We start from the raw sequence: 17,828 nt of genomic DNA, 5'->3' as shown, positions 1-17,828 counted from the left end.
CTTGCCATCTGGCGGGTAGTAGTTTCTTCAGCGGTATTCTTCCGTATTTCGCTGCACTCCTACTTACCCAATTTGTTTTTTTCTGTCTTCCGTTGTGGTCGCGTGGTTTCGCTTGCCACCGCTGCGGAGTAGAATGCATCTGTCTATGCTGCTGGCACGATTGTCAGCAACAGGGGAGGTAGTTTGTTGCGCATCACCTTATTTTGTCAGGCTTATCTGACACCCTCTTTTCTTGCGTATGTCCTGATGTCCGGAGGTACGCATGTTTGAATTATTCAGACTCCGTTCACGCGAAGACGCAGTTGATAGCGGCGGCCCGAATCGCTGGGACTGGGCTTTACTACCGCTGATTCTTGCCCTGTTAAGCATATTTGCGTTTGCAGCAATGCAGATGAGCCGGCCTTTCTCGGTCGGTGAAGCCTTGCAGGTATCGCTTGATCCGTTTTATCTGCCTTACTATCTGCTGCGCACGATCTTGCGCATGTTTACGGCGCTGGCGTTCTCGCTGTTATTCAGCCTGATTTTTGCGGCGATTGCAGTCAAATACATCACCGCTGAAAAAGTCATGATTCCGGCACTCGATATTCTGCAATCGGTACCGATTCTGGGTTTTCAGGCGATCGCAATTGCGCCGTTCATTGCGCTGTTTCCCGGCAATTTACTCGGTGTTGAATGCGCGGCGATTTTTGCGATCTTCACCTCGCAGGCCTGGAATATGGCATTCAGCCTGTATCAGTCGATGCGCAATGTGCCGGCAGAATTACAAGAAGCCGCACACATTTTCAGACTGTCGAGCTGGCAGCGTTTCTGGCGGCTGGAGTTGCCGTTTGCGATGCCTGGCTTGCTGTGGAATATGATGATGTCGATGTCAGGCGGCTGGTTTTTTCTGGTCGCTGCCGAGGCAATTTCTGTCGCCGGACAGGATATTAAATTACCCGGTATCGGCTCTTATATCGCAGTCGCCATCGAAGCCAAAGACGGCCATGCCATTGCCTGGGCCATCGCTGCCATGCTGAGCGGCATACTGCTGTACGACCAATTGTTTTTCCGCCCTTTGCTGGCGTGGGCAGACAAGTTTCGTTTTGAAGAATCGCAAGGCGATACCGCGCAACAATCCTGGTTGCTGGACTGGATGCGCAACAGCCGCTGGGTGCGCACCTGGACTGAGCAATTCTGGTCTTTGATGAGCCATGCGCTGTCGTGGTTCAGCGTCAGCTACGATGGCACATCAACCCGTGCCGCAAAGAAAACGATCAGCCCGCTGTGGTCACGTGTTTTTGATGGTGTGCTGATTGTTGTCACCATGCTGGCGATCTACCGGCTGGTGACGTTCATACACAGTGATGTCGGCTGGAGCGAAGTGGCGCACGTCGCTGGTCTGGGTGTGATCACGCTGATCCGCGTTATGTTGTTGATTGCGTTGGCCTCACTGGTCTGGGTGCCGATTGCGGTTTGGATAGGTTTGCGCCCGCAGTATTCGCAAAAAGTGCAGGCGGTGGCGCAGTTTCTGGCGGCGTTTCCGGTCAATTTGATGTTTCCGCTGGTGGTGCTGGCGATGGTGTCACTCAATCTGACGCCGAATATCTGGCTCAGCCCATTAATGGTTTTCGGTACCCAGTGGTACATCCTGTTTAACGTTGTTGCCGGTGCGGCGACGATACCGAATGAATTGCGTCTGGCGGCAGATAATCTGGGACTCAAAGGCTGGCTGAAATGGAAGCGCGTTTATCTGCCAGCGATTTTCCCGAGTTACATCACCGGTGCGATTACCGCCAGCGGCGGCTCGTGGAATGCCAGTATCGTTGCGGAATATGTCACCTGGGGTAAAACCACGCTGATTGCCGACGGGCTGGGCAGTTACATCAAACAAATGACCGAAGCAGGGGACTTCCATCGCATCGCGCTCGGTATCGGTGTGATGTGTATTTTTGTGATGCTGCTGAACCGGTTTTTCTGGCGCAAATTATATTTGCTGGCCGAAGACCATATACGCTGATTTGCATAGCGCGCCTCATATACTGCATAAACTGCTATATAGCACCTATGCATAACGACCATGAAACGCAGCGGCAATAAACCAGCGCCGCTGTCAGGAGAATACACATGACACAAGCTTTACTGATCGACCTGAATCAAGTCGCCAAATCCTTCAAAGCCACCGACGGCAAATCGCGCCTGATTCTGGATAAAGTTGATTTTCAACTCAAAGACGGCGAAATCGTCGCCTTGCTTGGCAAATCCGGCTCAGGCAAATCGACACTGCTGCGCATCATGGCGGGCCTGATTCCCGCCGACAAAGGCAAAGTCGCCTATCGTGACAAAGACATCTACGGCCCGGTTGCCGGTATCGCGATGGTGTTTCAATCATTCGCCTTATTCCCATGGCTGACGGTGCAGCAAAACGTCGAACTCGGTTTAGAAGCGCAGGGCGTGCCTGCGGCCGAGCGCGAACGCCGTGCCGATGCCGTGCTGGAACTCATCGGCCTGGCCGGTTTTGGCGGTGCGCTGCCACGCGAACTCTCTGGCGGCATGAAACAACGCGTCGGCATTGCCCGCGCGCTGGTGACGAACCCCGACATCCTGCTCATGGATGAAGCCTTTTCTGCACTCGATGTGCTGACCGGCGAGACCCTGCGCAATGACATGCTGGAACTCTGGCAGGATAAAAAAATCTCGACCAAAGGCATACTCATCGTCTCGCATAACATCGAAGAAGCCGTGATGATGGCCGATCGCATCATCGTCTTATCCAGCGACCCTGGCACCATCCGCTGTGAAGTCAACATCGATCTGCCGCGCCCGCGTGATGTCGATGCCGTCGAAGTGCGCGCCCTGATTGATGAAGTCTATGGCCTGATGACGATGCGCCACACCCACGAAGCCACTGCCGAAACCTCCAACGCGCGCCATCTTGGCTATCGCTTGCCCGATACCAATGTCAGTCGCATTGAAGGCGTGCTCGATATGCTGGCCGATGTACCGTTCAACGGACGCGCCGATTTACCGCAACTGGCCGAAGAATCCGAATTATCCGACGAAGAATTGTTCCCGACTTACGAAGCACTGAGCTTGCTGGGCTTTGCTGTCCTCGACAAAGGCGACATCATCCTCACGCCGATGGGACAAAAATATTACGATGCCGAAAAGAACCACAAACAGGAACTTTTCGGCCAGCAACTGCTGACCCACGTACCGCTGGCGGCTCACATCCGCCGCAATCTGGAAGCCGAAGTCAGCGGCAGCCTGCCTGAGCAACCGCTGCTGGAATTGCTGCAAGAATTCCTCAAAGCTGACGAAGCCAAACGTGTGCTGGAAGTCGCCATCGAATGGGGTCGTTACGGTGAGGTCTATGAATATGACTACCATACCGGACGTCTGACATTGCCGGAAGATACGGAGCAGAAAGCGTTGTAACGCTGCGCGCAATTTGCCAGCGTACGATGCTGGCAAATTAGAACGTCCGCAGAAGCGGTGCGCATGAGGCACCTTACGATGTTGCTTTCTTTGTTTTTTCTTGGTCGGCTGACGCGAATTGTTGAGTATTATTTCAGGCGCTCCACTCGAACGGCTCTAGGAATACCTGCTACCGTCATTTTGTAGCCGCCTTCGTTTGTAATAGTGACCCTCGGCATATAAGCGTAGTGATAGTGGTACCAATACTCGCTTTGCTGCCAAACTTGGCCATTAACTAGCTTCACTACAGTGTCTCCATCCCAGCCGTTGAATTCTCCATTAATTTGTGAATGAATCATTTTTCGCCTTTCATTGCGTTTGTGCAAAGAACCCAATAGGTGTGCATCATTTTTCCCGTAAGATAAACCACGCTTTTCCCGTGCCGCCCAACGTTTTGACGTGAGGTAATAGTTAGGATGCTATTTCATTATTTAAGAAGCTTGTGTTGAATCGCGTAATGCTTACCCTTGTTTGTAAGACGAAGGTCTTTGTCGTTGTCCTGAGTAATCAGCCCCTCTGATTTCGCATCGTTGACATACAGATCGAACATGATTCTGGACATAGGCGCGCGCGCGATTAGTTTGCTGTAGTTGATGTAATCCACGGCTTGGCTCTCAAACTGAGCAACAACCAACTTCATAACTATCAGTACGCCATCTCCAGTACGATTTGGTGGAGTTTCCGAAACTGGAGTGAACGGATTGTTCGCGATAGCTGGTTTCTCATAGAGGGGGGCGTCGTGAAGAGTGCGGATTAGCTCATCGAACGAAAACTCAAATTGATCCGGACGTGAAAAGTCTAAAAACAGTTTCGAGCGAAGGAATGCTGGGACGTCGTGGCTCCCGTTCTGACGAATCAACGGAATGACCTTTTGAGAATCGATCGTCTTCAGCAAATCGGCGGTGATAATCATTTTCTCGTATCCGACTCCGCCTGCTCCTAAATTTGCCTTTTCGACGTACTTATCTGTGCAGATCATAAGTATGCGATCAGCGGTGGTCAGGCCCAGTTCCATAAAGTGTGGGAGGTCTCCTCCAGGCTTTAGATCCCATTGATCTAGGATTGCATCAACGCCGTTGTTTCGTAGGCGCGTAGCAAGGTCGAGAACCCATTTCTTGTGTTCTTGAGAGTCATGTGAGTAAGAAATGAAGGCTTTTGGGATCGACATTGTTTTCTTTAAATTAATTATTGGCGCGTTTTCGCAGGAAGTTAATGTGGTCTAACTTCTATTTTTTTGACAAAAATGAAGCTTAACTCGGAATGTCAAAAAAGACAATTTTCTTCAATTGCCTTTAAATCCGCATGACCAGCGCAAAATATCCTGATGGATAAGTTTCACTAGCGGCACTTGTTTGGACACCTCAATTGCTGCTGAAAAACGTTCGTTTTGATAAAAACAGGGGAGTATGTGCCATTTTCGCCTTATTCTCAGCGTATTCATTGGGCTATTAAATATACTCCCCCCAGTATTATTTGCCGTTCTGTGGCGTAAAATCATGGGTGTTGGGATGTTTTTTTGAGAAAGGATGCGCGATGACGACGCCGGAAAATACCGCTTATTCGGACAGCAGCTTCTGGGAAAAGCTCAAAGGTTTTGCGCTGAAGGCGGGGCGTGAGGTGATAGAAAAGGCGCTGTATCTGTACTATGCGGCGCAGCGTCCGGAAACACCTGCGTGGGCGAAGACGGTGATTTATGGTGCGCTGGCCTATTTCATTTCACCGCTGGATGCGATTCCCGATGCGATTCCGCTGGCGGGTTTCAGCGATGATCTGGGTGCGCTGGCGGCAGCGGTGGCGATGGTGTCGCTGTACATCACAGCGGATGTGAAAGCGCAGGCTAAACAAAAATTGCGGGATTGGTTCGGTAAAGAGGTATCCTGAACCTGAAGCAAGTCAGATCGTCTTCAACTCATCCGCATACCTTCCTGGTTCAACGCATTTCTTCCCGAAAGTATTTATGAAAATTGGCATTGTCGGTACCGGCAACGTTGGCAGCACGGCTGCCTATTCACTGGTGTTACAGGGCATAGGCAGCGAACTGGTGCTGGTTGATCATTTCCCTGCGCTGGCAGAGGCGCATGTGATGGATATTTTGCATGCCACGCCGTTTTCGCATCCGGTGAATGTGCATGGCGGCACGTTTGCCGATCTGGCTGGCTGTGCGCTGGTGATTGTGGCGGCGGGGGTGAATCAGCAACCTGGCGAAACGCGGCTTGCGCTGTTGCAGCGAAACGCAGAAATTTTCGCTGGCATTATTCCGCCAATAGTGCGGGCGGCGCAGGATGCGATTATTCTGATTGCGACCAATCCGCTCGATATCATGACGCAGATCGCCACCAAACTGGCAGTGCGGGAAGGGATGCCAGCGTCCCGTGTGCTTGGCACCGGCACCATGCTCGATACCGGGCGCTTCCGCACCTTGCTGGGCCAGCGCTATGACGTCGCGCCGAGTTCGGTGCATGCGTATGTGCTGGGTGAACATGGCGATTCTGAGGTGTTGAACTGGTCGGGTGCGAGTGTGGCGGGCGTGCCGCTGGAGCAATTTGCGATCGCCAGCGGCCAGCCGCTGACTGCAGAGATCATGCAGCAGGTGGATCAGGATGTGCGGCGTGCCGCCTATAAAATCATCGCGGGTAAAGGCTCTACTTATTACGGCATCGGTGCGGCGATTGCAGCACTCAGCCGTTGTATCTTGTTTGATGAACGCAGTGTGTTCACGGCGAGTTCTGTGATGGCTGAGGTCGAAGGCGTAACGGATGTGGCCTTGTCGCTGCCACACATCATCGGGCGCAAAGGCATAGAAATGACGATATTGCCGACACTGAATGCGGAAGAACATGCGGCATTGAAACAAAGCGCGACCGTCATCAAAACGCATTTGCAATCGATACAGTATTAAGGCTGCGTTGTATGGTGCCAGCACAGTGATTAAGACTGAATATGCATGCGCCTTGCCGGGCGAAAAGCCTTGCGAAGGCGCATGTTGATTGAGAGATTCCGGTCTGGACATGCAAGGTCAACAAAAATCACGACTGCTGACGGCCAGCTCGCCCAGCAGATGCGACATATCCACCAGCCGCTTGGCGACCAGATGGCAGACTTCATTCTGGCGTTGCCATATACCGTAGACACCCAATAAGCGCGCGCTCAGCACCTCGCGTCTTTGCTGCTCCAGCAGCGAGGGCCAGATGATCACGTTCACTGGGCCAGTTTCATCTTCTATCGTCAAAAACAAAACGCCATTGGCGGTTCCCGGGCGTTGCCTGACGGTGACGATACCGCAGGCGCGGGCAAACTGATCTTGCTGAAAGGTGTTGAGTGTCTCGGCTGGCAGAAAACGTTTCGCCAGCAATTGCGTGCGCAGCAAGGCGAGCGGATGGCGTTGCAAAGTCAGCCCCATGCTGTGGTAATCACTGAAAATCTCCTGCGCTTCTGAGGGGGCGCGTAGCTGTGGTGCGCTTTCCTGCAGCGTGGTCGGGTGCAGCAAATCTTTATCCGGCAAGGAGCCGACTGCCTGCCACAAAGCCTGCCGCCGGTGACCGGCAAGCGAGGTGAGGGCGTTGCCTGCCGCCAGCACCTGCAAATCGTGGCGGCTCAGTTCCGCGCGCCGCGCCAGATCGGTGACATCGGTAAACGCCTGTTGCTGACGCGCTTGCTGTATGCGCAGCGCCGCCGCTGCCGACATACCACTCAGCAAGGACAGACCCAGACGCACCACCGGTTGCGGGGTTTGCGTGTAGCGGTTGAAATGCATGTCCGGCTCGAGCGAGGTATCCCAGTTGCTGTGCATGACATCGACGGCGCGCACCTGCACATCGTGGCGGCGTGCGTCTTGCAGTAACTGCGACGGCGAGTAAAAACCCATCGGTTGCGAATTCAGCAGCGAGCATAAAAAAATCGCAGGCTCATGGCGTTTAATCCAGCTGCTGACGTAAGCCAGAATGGCAAAACTGGCGGAATGGCTTTCAGGAAAACCGTATTCGCCAAAGCCTTTCATTTGTTCGAATATACCTTCGGCGAAGGTCTCGCTGTAACCATTGCCAACCATCGCATTGACGATGCGGTCATGGTAAGACTCCAGCCCGCCTTTGCGTTTCCAGGCGGCCATCGCGCGTCGCAAGCCATCGGCTTCGCCTGCCGTAAAGTCGGCAGCGAGCATGGCGATCTGCATTACTTGTTCCTGAAAAATAGGAACGCCGAGCGTGCGCCCCAGCGCTTTTTGCATCGCCGGATCATGATACGTTTCTACCTCTTCGAGTCCCTGACGTCGCCGCAGATACGGGTGCACCATGCCGCCTTGTATCGGCCCTGGTCGGACGATGGCAACCTGCACCACCAGATCGTAAAATTCGCGCGGACGTAAGCGTGGCAACATGCTCATCTGTGCCCGTGATTCAATCTGGAACACGCCGACGGTATCGGCTTTGCAGATCATGTCATAGGTGGCGACGTCTTCGCGCGGAATGTCCTGCATCGTGCGTGGCTTGCCGGGGAAAGCCGCCATCATGTCGAGTGCCCGCTTTAATGCGGATAACATGCCGAGTGCCAGCACATCCACTTTCAGCAAACCCAGCGATTCAAGATCATCTTTATCCCACTGAATCACGCGGCGGTCTTTCATGGCGGCGTTTTCTATCGGCACCAGCCGCGATAACTTGCCGCGTGCAATCACGAAACCGCCGCTGTGTTGCGACAGATGGCGCGGAAACCCTAATAAACGCGTTGCCAGTGTTGCCCATTGTTGCGCCAGCATCGACTGCGTATCGAGACCACATTCTTCAAAGCGATGCAGTAAATCCTGTTTGCTGTCGAACCAGCGGTGGGATTTTGCGACGGCATCAATAATCGCCAGATCAACGCCGAGCGCCTTGCCAACTTCGCGCAGCGCACCGCGCGGGCGGTAGGTATGCACCGCGGCCGCCAGCGCAGCACGATTGCGGCCATATTTGTTGTAGATATATTGCATCACCTCTTCACGCCGCTGATGTTCAAAATCGACGTCGATGTCTGGCGGTTCGCCACGTTCTTTGGAAATGAAGCGTTCAAACAGCAGGGTGTTAACTTCGGGATTCACTTCTGTGATGTGCAGGCAATAGCAAACGACGGAATTCGCCGCAGAACCTCGCCCTTGGCAAAGAATGTCCTGGCTGCGGGCAAATTTGACGATATCGTGTACCGTCAGAAAATAAGGCTCGTACGCAAGATCGTTAATCAAATGCAGCTCATGTTCTATCGTTGCAGCGATGTGATCCGGTATGCCTTTGGGATAACGCAGATGCGCACCAGCCATGACTTCCTGCCGCAGATACAGCGCTGGCGTCATTCCTGCGGGCACCAGCTCATCCGGATATTCATAGCGCAATTCATCCAGTGAGAAATGACATAAGCTGGCAATGTGCAGCGTTTCAGCCAGCATAGCCGGTGGATAAATACTGGCCAGCCGCAGCCGTGAGCGCAGATGTTGTTCTGCATTCGGCGCCAGTGCATAACCGCAATCAGCAACGGCTTTGCCCAGACGTATGGCTGTCATCGTGTCCTGCAAAGGCTTGCGCGAGCGTACATGCATGGTGACATGGCCTATCGCGACGACCGGCAACGCATATTCATCGGCGATATGGCTGACATGCTGTAATTGATAAGCATCAGATAATTGCAGCAGCAGATTCAGCCCCATCCAGCTGCGTTGCGGAAAGACCTGCGCACACAAGGCCGCCTGTTGTGCCAGAACGGGCGGGCGCAAAGGATATTCTGGTACCAGTATCAGCAAACAATCCGGCATACCGGCAAGATGTTCATAACCTGCTGGCGGATGGCTGAAGTCGGTAGTATTGAGCAAATAGCTGCCTTTGATGCAGCGGCTGCGTGCCAGGGTGATGAGTTCAGACAGATTGCCATAGCCTTCGCGGTTGCAGGCCAGAATAATCAGCGTCGGCCCCGGCAAGCCATCCGCTGTTTCAGTCAGTCTGAAATAAGCGCCGACCATCAGTGGCAGCCCATGTTTTTTTGCTTCCTCATGCGCACGTACGATGCCCGCGAGAGAACACTCATCCGTTATCGCGATTCCCTGATAGCCGAGATTCACTGCGCGTTTGACTAGCTCTTCGGCATGCGACGCCCCTTCCAGAAAACTGAAATTCGAGAGGCAGAATAATTCTGCGTATCCGGGCAATTGATGGCCAGCAGGCGCAGCGGTGTTGGACTCTTGATCATCACTGCGCATCAGCCAAAGACCCCATGTAAAAACCAGCGCGGTGCATTGCTTTCAGGATCGCTGGAACGTTCACGGTAAATCCAGTAACGGACATGATCTGCGCTGGTGGCGACAAAATAATCGCGTGCCTGGGTTTGTGCAGTCCACCAGCCCGCTTCTATGCGCTCTGCGGGTGAAACTATCGTCAGTATTGAACGGTAATACGGGCGATGTTGCCGCAACGTCAGCGGCAGTGGTTGCGGCAATAACCATGCGGGTCTGTGGAGCAGGGCGGCAGCAGGCACATCTGCACCTGCCGGGCGTTTTTGCATGACCGATATCCATTGATTCGCAATTTCAGGCCGGTGATCGGCCAGTGGCGCGGCTTGCAAGACATGATCCTCGCCCAGCCGGGCCACCAGCAAGGCCAGCAAACGCTGATGGTCTTCCGGCTTTCCTCCCGGTTCAGGAAATAAGGATTCGCTTTGCACATCAAGTGCGACTGTTTCCGGCGCTTCCAGCACCAGCGCAATCACCGCGGATGGCAGACTGAGTTGCGCTAACTTTTCTTTCAACAAGGGCAGCAAATGTGCGTCTTGCCAGCAAGCCTCTGCCATGGTGACATTCAGTATGCTTGGTGCTACCGCCTGACGACCGCGCTCATGCTGCAACTGCAGGCGGATTTGCTTAACCGCCAGACGATGCGCGCTGAGCCAGCCGGTTAATTGCCTGAGCAAACTATGGCAATACGTCAGGATCATATCGCTGCGCTCAAGTCTGTCGGGCAACTCCAGCCGGGCGTGGAATTCAGGCGCAGCAACTACCCAGGTGAATAAGCTGCTTTGTCTACCATAGACCTGATCCAGTTCATCCAGCAAGACTTTACCAAAACGGCGTTGCACGCCAGCGCGTGGCAATTGTTGTAGATGAAAAAGTGAGTGACATGCCAGCCCTTGCAATAATTCCCGACAGGGACGGGCATGTGTCAGCAGACTGACTGGCAATGCATGCAGTCTGGCGGGCAAACGCTGCGCATGCAAACACTGCGCGCCGGATTGGTGCTGACGGGCCGCATCACGCGCCAGTATGCAGGCGGCTTTGGCAAACGGGGCGCAGGCAATGGTGGTATGCAAACCCAGTATTTCCATGGTTTGCCGTACATGCTGACGCAATGCCCGCAAGCCACCGAACAGACGCAAACTGGCACCGATATCCAGCACGATGGTGGCATCTTCTGCGATGGCTACCTGCGGCGTATATTGCAACAAGGCGATGGCGGCAGCCTCTAAGGTATTTTTTTGTCTGAGTAAATCCCGCTGAAACAGCTTCGCGGTTGGTAATAACATGAGAACGCCGCCACACCGCATGCCTGCGCGTACGCCAGCCTGTTGCGCTGTTTCAGTCATCGCTGTCACACGGTTTTGTTGCAAGACGACGCTGCCGTGATCTTCTTTGCGCCGCTGCCAGCATGGTAAAAATACATCCAGCTCAAGCAAAGGGAAATGTACGGCCAGCCAGAGCTGCGTTGGCGCAGTCGACATACTGGCAGTTGCGGATTTGCGCGATCTGTCTGACGACATTTCTACATTTCGTTCATATCCTTGATGAAAGTGCGCCGTCATAGTTCAGCCTTTTTCAGCATCCGTCAGCTGGCATGCTTAGGCTGCACATGATCGCGAAAAACAGCGGAAACTTTGTGCCGGACGGATGCGGTCTCGACAGGTATAGAAGGTGAGATTTCCGGCGCACGCGGGCTGATGCAGGGATTGAGATGCGGATTGAGATACGGATGATCAGGTAAATACAAAGGCAAAGGTTCCTCGCGCAATGCCCCGCGTCGTTTCAGTAAATGCACTTGCAAACCAAATGCTGTCGGCCGCACGCTGACACGCAGAGGTGCAGGCGATGCGGAGGCTGCCGCACGTAAAGGTCGTATCAGGCAAAACAAAGTCTCTGAGGCTTGTGCTGCCAGATGCAGCCGTCGTAATGCCTCGTTGCGTATCTGTGGCTGCCAGAATAGCAAGGTACCGCAACTGCCATGTCGTAATATTTGCTCTGCTGCCCACAAACTATCGGCATGTTTATCGCAAGCCACCCACAATAATTGCGATGAGCACAATTGCTGGCTCAATAAAGCTGTGGCTTGTGGTGCGTAGGGCGGAGCCAGTAAAGCAAGCGGGCGCGACCCCATTTTTTTGATCGCTGGCAATAACAACCGTAACTCTGCAGTGCCTTCTTGTTCGGTCAGTATTTCCGTCAGTTGCCCTAATGGCCAGCCGCTATCCGGCAACTCCCGGTTCAGAGCTATGTAGCCGCTAGCCACTGTTTTTGCGGCACCGTGCGCGAGTTGCGAGGCGCGCCAGAGTGCGGGGTGCAGGTCTTGCAGGCCATTCAAAACAGGGATTTGCGTATTGTTATTCATGCCAAAATAAATTTATACTGATTATGTGTACAGTATAAATCAGACTATCTGAACTGCAATAGTTTTTCAGATGTATCCGTAATATTGCTGGAAAGTGAAGACAGATAATGCTTTGCGGGGATATGCAGATTTTTCAGTAGTGGAAAGTTTGCGACACTTTTAAATATACTGATTGCATATACAGTATTTTATGTTAAAGTACTTTCCATGGACAAACGATGAGTCAGTGATGAATGAAAGCCTCACTGAACGATGCACTCGATGATGTCCTTCAAGATCTTTTTTGTATCAGGGAAGTTCGCATTTTTCTGTAGTGACCGGAAATGCTCTGTGTTTCAAGTGTCAGAGAAAAAGTATGAACTGCCTTTATAACCAACTCGGAGATTCATTTATGGCATACCTCGACCAGTCTTTTGATACGCGCTTCAGTCTGCAATTGTCGCCAACTTCTTTTTTGCTGCGCTTAGGCCGTCGCGAGATATTTGTCTGCCGCGATTACAGACAACGTGCGTATTACGTCAATCCCGTATTGGATTGCTCCACAGGCATACAGGCCGGGCATCTGGAAATTTTGTTCTGCAAGAAATGGCTGATTATTTTATCCAAGGCAAACTGGTAAGCGCTGAGGATTCGCGCCTTATGCTTCGCAATATGCACGCCTGATTTTGCTATTTTTGTTATTGCTTGCGCATGCCGTAGGGCAGCAGTATCAGCAAGCGCAACAGCCTGAACAGTAGCCTTGCAGGTAAGGCTGGGGAAATGATCAGGGTCGTAGTATCAGTGTGCCGATATAGCCAGCGGGCAACGTCAGTGCATAGCTGCAGGAGTCTTTTAAAGCCGATGCCATCTGTTGCTGAACGTGTTCGTCGTACTCCGTCATGGCAACGCCAGCACATTTAAAACGCGCTTCCATCATCGTCCAGTACTGCGCAAACAGCGCTGCGCGTTCATCGTCTGGCGCCTGTTGTAGTGCAGCGATTTGCTGAGGGGGGAAATAGATATCGGCAACATCCTGCCAGTCATCCATAGCCTTTACTGCCAGCAGATCGATACCCGGCAGTTGTTTCTGACTGATGGCGGCCAACGATAAACCGAGCTCATGGCTGACGGAAATAAAAATTTCTTGTGTGGCGATGAAACATTGCAGTCTGCTACCAGCGATACGGATCAGTCGTATCTGTTCCGCTGCACAAGAAAATGCCTGCATCAATAATTCAGTGATGGCGAGATGCAGCTGTTGCCTGGCGACTTCGCGCTGAAGGTTTTGCGGGAAAGACAGGCTGATCACAACATTGGACTGTTGACTGAAATAGTCGAGAGCAGACAGACATTGTGATTCCCAGTCGAATACAGCAAAAGCTGGCAGACTTACGCCTTGCATGTCTGTCTCATTCGTACTTATTTGCCCGTCATCGCGGCCGGGCAACCGCGCCAATGCGAATTCGCAGGAATAAATTCCCCTTTCATCACCAGCGTCAGCGCCCCCAGGCTTGCATCATTACCGACAACTGCGCTGTACAACACGGCACTGCGCGGCCCCATGTAAACGCGTTCACCGATGTTGACATGATCAATTTTCATGACGCGATCTTCAAACAAATGGGTTTGCGGACAGGCGAGGGCATTGATTTCGCTGTGTTCGCCAATGCTGACGCAATCAAATTCAGTAATATCCGTGGTGTCCATATACACACCGCGACCAATTTTGCAGCCGAGCAGGTTGAATGCCAGCGGTAACCACGGTGTACCACGCAGATAACGCATGAAATTCGGCACAGCAATCCCTTCGTATAAATTGGTAATGCCTTCCGATAGCCAGACAAATGGCGTCCACATGGGTACGCTGGCTTTCTTGTAGCGAAAAATCAGCAGCCATTTCAGTACCAGTACAAAGACAAAGCTGCCTATCCCATACAGCAAACCTGCCGCGACCAGGTAGTACAGCACTTCAGCCCAACGGTCCTCTCCCGCCAGCGGCATCAGATCAAGAACGACGGTGTAGCCGACTGCAATCACCATCGCATGGGGCGCAATAATCCGGAAAGTTTCGACCAGCGTGCGTCCTATACGTCGCATCACTGAAGGTTTGAACGTTAAACTTTCAGGGAAACCTTTGACCTCTTCGCGTGCCGGCAAATTGATCGGTGGCGAACCTAGCCAGGTATCGCCATTTTTCATTTGCGCATTGTCTGGTGCGCAGGTATGCACGCCTATCAGCACATTTTCGGGCAATACTGTTCCATCCGGGATGTAGGCACCGTTGCCGACAAAACTACGCCGCGAAATGATAGTTGGATGCATGGTCATCCAGCCACGATCTATCTGCTCATCGCCGAGTAATACGGCGTCGGCGATGAAGGTTTCATCGCCCAGTGTCAGCATGTCCGGCACCACGCCCAATGCCGTCGAAATTTCTGCGCCTTTGCCGACTTTGGCACCCAGCATCCGGTACCAGAATGGCGCGTATACCGTCGCATACACGCCATGCAGCACATTCAGACTTGATTCCTGAATTTGATTGACCAGCCACTTGCCGCAATAGATGTTGCCATGTACCGCATAACTACCGGGAGTTAACTTCGGCAAAATGCTCCAGCGTATGCCAGCAGAAAGCAAGGCAGTACAAACGATCAGGACAGCCGTTGCTGGAAACGCGAGTAAGAAATATTTCGCCAGTTGCAAAGGAACAGAGTTGGTTTGCAACCAAGGGAAATTGTCTGCATTGTCAAACCAGTCTATCGTGACAAAGCTGGGGAATACCGGCATAAAAAACAGCGCGCTGATAAACAGCGAGCCCACGACGAAGAATGTATTTTCGCCGATTGCACGCAGTTTACTGTAAGCTGGCCTCGCCGGATAAGCATTGGCATCAAATGCGCCGATGTCTTTTGCCGGTGATCCTTTCCAGATACGATCCCGTGGAATAGTCTGGCCTTCGGCCAATGCTGATTGGCCTTCCAGATGCGCGCCTTCTTCCAAAACGACATTTCCTTCGAGCACACAATACGAACCGACGTAGGCATCTTTGGCGATGTTGATGCTGCCGATCAAGAGCTCACCATGCTGAACCCGCACATTTTCCAGATTCGTTGCATTACCTATGCTGGCACCGTCACCGATGGACAGCAAATCCGGCGCGCGCAAGGTAATGGAACCTATCATGACATCGCGGCCTATCTTCGCGCCGAGTGCACGTAACCACCACGAATACAATGCAGAACCGCTCAGCATATAGACTGGTGCGGCATCGACCAGCCGGTCTGCCAACCACCAACGGAAATACGTCACGCCCCACAGCGGATAACGTCCGGCCTTCAGTCGTCCGGCGATCAGCCATTTTCCGAGAATCGCAATCGCGAATTCTGCTACCGTCAATAACAAAAACACGCCAACCGACAACAATACTGCGCGGGTAATCGAGTCGCCGGGGTCGCCGGTAAAAAAATGGTAAGCAAAAAACGGCGTCAGCCATTGCACCATGCGCATTGCTACCAGCCACGGCACCGTGGCTGCCTGCGCCGCGCCACAGATCCAGCGTTTCCAGGCAGGAGCGGGGCGCCAGGCTTCGTGCGTGTCAGCAAGCGCAGCATCCTGCAGCAGGCCGGCTGCCTCCAATACCTCAGCGATGCCTTGCACGCTACGTTGCTGATAAATATCGGCAATCTTGAAATACGCAAACCGGGGATGTTTTCGTAATACAGAAACCAGTTTTGCCGCCATCAGCGAATGGCCGCCAAGATCATTAAAAAAGTCGGCACTGCGTCGTATGGCTTGTCCTGGGAATAAGCTTGCCAGCGCGCTGAACAACACTTCCTCAGTTGCGGACTCCGCGACGTCCGATTCGCCGGATGCGGCTACGGCTTGTAAGACACATCGTTTTAACTCGTTGCGGTCGATTTTTCCCGAGGTCAGGCGCGGAACTTCACTCATAAATTCGAAGCGCGACGGCACCATATACGGTGGCAGAAGCGCGCTGAGTATGCCCCGTAAGCCTGCGCCAAATTCTGCGTCGGATTGCGTCGCCATCGATGCAACCGTATTTTCTGCATGACTGTCTTCGCGGACGATGAAAGCGACAATCTGGTCTATACCCTGATCCTGACGCAAGACCACGGCCACGGTGCCAACACCGGTTTGCTGGGCAAGAACGGTTTCAATTTCACCCAACTCAACCCGGAAACCACGAATCTTCACCTGATCATCGGCACGTCCAAGACAGACCACGCTGCCATCCGGCTGTATGCAGGCAAGATCGCCGGTTCTGTACAAACGTGCTTCGTTTGCCTGTCTGGCCCACGGATTCGGCAGAAATTTTTCTGCCGTTAAATCGGGACGTCCCAGATAACCGGTTGCAACGCCCGGTCCCGAAATGCAAAGTTCGCCCGTTTCTCCCCATGGCAACAAGCGCAAACCATGTTCAATATCAGTTGCAATCACCATCAGCGAATAATTCGGCAGCGGTTTGCCTATCGTCACAGCTTGCTGTGGCTGCAACGGCGCAAGACTGGCTGATACCGTTGCCTCCGTTGGCCCATAGGTATTGAACATCTGCCGTCCCGGTTTGCTCCAGCGATTGACCAGTGCTTCCGGGCACATTTCGCCACCAAGATTAATCAGACGCAGGCTGGCAACATCCTGCGAAAATAAAGCGAGCAGGGTGGGGACGGCATGTAATACGGTAATGTGATTTTCTGCGAGCGCGACAGGCAAAAGATCAGGGTCGGCAGTGATGGCTTTCGGTGCTATCCATAAGGTCGCACCAACCAGGTAACTGATCCAGATTTCTTCGAATGACATATCGAAAGCTACTGAAAAACCCTGATAGACGCGATCAGTCGATTGGATCCCTAACACCTGATTTTCACTGCGTAAAAAATGGCAGATGCTGGCCTGACTGACCAAGATGCCTTTTGGTTTTCCCGTTGAGCCTGAGGTGTAAATCACATAGGCAGGATAATCTGATTCACTGGCGCGACGTCGCAACAAGGTTTCTGGCTGATGTGCCGCCGCAGTTTCTGCGATCCAGACCTGATGACGCGATGAATGCAACTGCGCTTCAAACTCGGCACAACTCAGAATACCAATGGCGTTTGCGTCTGCCAGACAAACGGCAATACGGTCAACGGGTGTGTCAGCATCAAAAGGCAACCAGGCTGCGCCTGTTTTCGCAATACCCGCCTGCATCACCAGTAGATCAATGCCACGCGGCAACCACAAGCCCACGATTTGCCCGGGGCCGACTCCGGATGCAATCAGAAATGAAGCTACACGGTCGGCAGCCAGATTTAACTCACCATACGTTAGCGAACGATCTTCAAAAATCAGTGCCGTTTTGTCTGGATAAAGAGAGGCGCTAGCCTCCAGAATGTCAGCAAGAATTTCTTTACGAATCAGATCGGGTTGAGACTGTCCATACAAAATTTCGCTATCGGATGAGCTTACAAGGGTGCTGCTAGACGAAGGCATAAGTATTCAGAAGTGGTGACGACGATTGTTTAATTGTTTTAATTATTACTGGCAGCGTTGATAGTTGATCTGGATCAGGAAGCGGGAATAACGCGCAATGTCGATAGACTGAGAGTTTATCATTTCGGGAAAGTAAATAATGTCGAAATAGCGCACTTAGCAACATCTGTTTCTATTTATTGCGCATGATCATATTGCGTATGATTAAAAACCGGACTCGATCTTGTCCGTTCTTGGAATAACCAAAAAAAAGACGATGCTGCGGGAAAGCGGTTGACCATACTGAAGTCTGTCAGC

The 17,828-nt window shown here is 52.6% G+C and carries 12 protein-coding genes; 5 read left to right on the top strand and 7 right to left on the bottom strand.

Translation table 11 applies throughout. The features are described 5' to 3' along the window. The first annotated feature begins 262 nt into the window (after positions 1–262). Positions 263–1,996 (top strand): ABC transporter permease subunit, encoded by a 1,734-nt coding sequence (locus Undi14_RS12135; RefSeq protein ID WP_200180537.1) that lies wholly within the window; start codon positions 263–265, stop codon positions 1,994–1,996. Between the two features lie 107 nt (positions 1,997–2,103). Next, entirely contained in the window at positions 2,104–3,414 is a 1,311-nt protein-coding gene (locus tag Undi14_RS12130) for a nitrate/sulfonate/bicarbonate ABC transporter ATP-binding protein (protein ID WP_200180536.1), read from the top strand. A 128-nt stretch (positions 3,415–3,542) separates the two neighbouring features. On the opposite strand, the gene Undi14_RS12125 is transcribed toward Undi14_RS12130, so the two are convergent. Next, the gene (locus Undi14_RS12125; RefSeq protein ID WP_200180535.1) at positions 3,543–3,752 is read right to left on the bottom strand and encodes a hypothetical protein; all 210 of its coding nucleotides are present in this window, start codon (positions 3,750–3,752) and stop codon (positions 3,543–3,545) included. Between the two features lie 128 nt (positions 3,753–3,880). Then, entirely contained in the window at positions 3,881–4,621 is a 741-nt protein-coding gene (locus Undi14_RS12120) for a toll/interleukin-1 receptor domain-containing protein (protein ID WP_200180534.1), read from the bottom strand. A gap of 365 nt (positions 4,622–4,986) precedes the next feature. Between Undi14_RS12120 and Undi14_RS12115 the strand changes: the two genes are divergently transcribed. Together Undi14_RS12115 and Undi14_RS12110 are read left to right on the top strand one after the other, a co-directional pair. Further along, on the top strand, positions 4,987–5,334 hold the full coding sequence (locus tag Undi14_RS12115; RefSeq protein WP_200180533.1) for a YkvA family protein: 348 nt from the start codon (positions 4,987–4,989) through the stop codon (positions 5,332–5,334). 76 nt (positions 5,335–5,410) lie between these two features. After that, positions 5,411–6,352 (top strand): L-lactate dehydrogenase, encoded by a 942-nt coding sequence (locus Undi14_RS12110; RefSeq protein ID WP_200180532.1) that lies wholly within the window; start codon positions 5,411–5,413, stop codon positions 6,350–6,352. A 117-nt stretch (positions 6,353–6,469) separates the two neighbouring features. Here the strand turns inward: Undi14_RS12110 and Undi14_RS12105 are convergent, their stop codons facing one another. The 3 genes from Undi14_RS12105 to imuA form a co-directional block, all read right to left on the bottom strand. After that, positions 6,470–9,673, bottom strand: a complete 3,204-nt coding sequence (locus tag Undi14_RS12105; protein WP_200180529.1) for an error-prone DNA polymerase — start codon at positions 9,671–9,673, stop codon at positions 6,470–6,472. Beyond that, the gene (locus tag Undi14_RS12100; protein WP_234030573.1) at positions 9,673–11,223 is read right to left on the bottom strand and encodes a DNA polymerase Y family protein; all 1,551 of its coding nucleotides are present in this window, start codon (positions 11,221–11,223) and stop codon (positions 9,673–9,675) included. Before Undi14_RS12100 ends, Undi14_RS12105 begins: the two co-directional genes overlap by 1 nt. A 65-nt stretch (positions 11,224–11,288) precedes the next feature. Beyond that, positions 11,289–12,065 carry a translesion DNA synthesis-associated protein ImuA gene (gene imuA / locus Undi14_RS12095; protein ID WP_200180527.1) on the bottom strand — a complete coding sequence of 259 codons (777 nt, stop codon included), beginning with the start codon at positions 12,063–12,065 and terminating at the stop codon, positions 11,289–11,291. 391 nt (positions 12,066–12,456) lie between these two features. Between imuA and Undi14_RS12090 the strand changes: the two genes are divergently transcribed. Further along, a complete protein-coding gene (locus Undi14_RS12090) occupies positions 12,457–12,684 on the top strand; it encodes a hypothetical protein (protein ID WP_186883374.1) in 228 nt (75 codons plus the stop codon). A gap of 144 nt (positions 12,685–12,828) precedes the next feature. On the opposite strand, the gene Undi14_RS12085 is transcribed toward Undi14_RS12090, so the two are convergent. After that, entirely contained in the window at positions 12,829–13,446 is a 618-nt protein-coding gene (locus Undi14_RS12085; RefSeq protein ID WP_200180525.1) for a 4'-phosphopantetheinyl transferase superfamily protein, read from the bottom strand. 17 nt (positions 13,447–13,463) lie between these two features. Then, positions 13,464–17,531 (bottom strand): Pls/PosA family non-ribosomal peptide synthetase, encoded by a 4,068-nt coding sequence (locus Undi14_RS12080; RefSeq protein WP_200180523.1) that lies wholly within the window; start codon positions 17,529–17,531, stop codon positions 13,464–13,466. Positions 17,532–17,828: the final 297 nt, after the last annotated feature.

The sequence above is a fragment of the Undibacterium sp. 14-3-2 genome (assembly GCF_016595265.1).
Taxonomy (GTDB): Bacteria; Pseudomonadota; Gammaproteobacteria; order Burkholderiales; family Burkholderiaceae_D; genus Undibacterium; species Undibacterium aquatile.
This window is presented reverse-complemented; position numbering and strand designations above follow the sequence as displayed.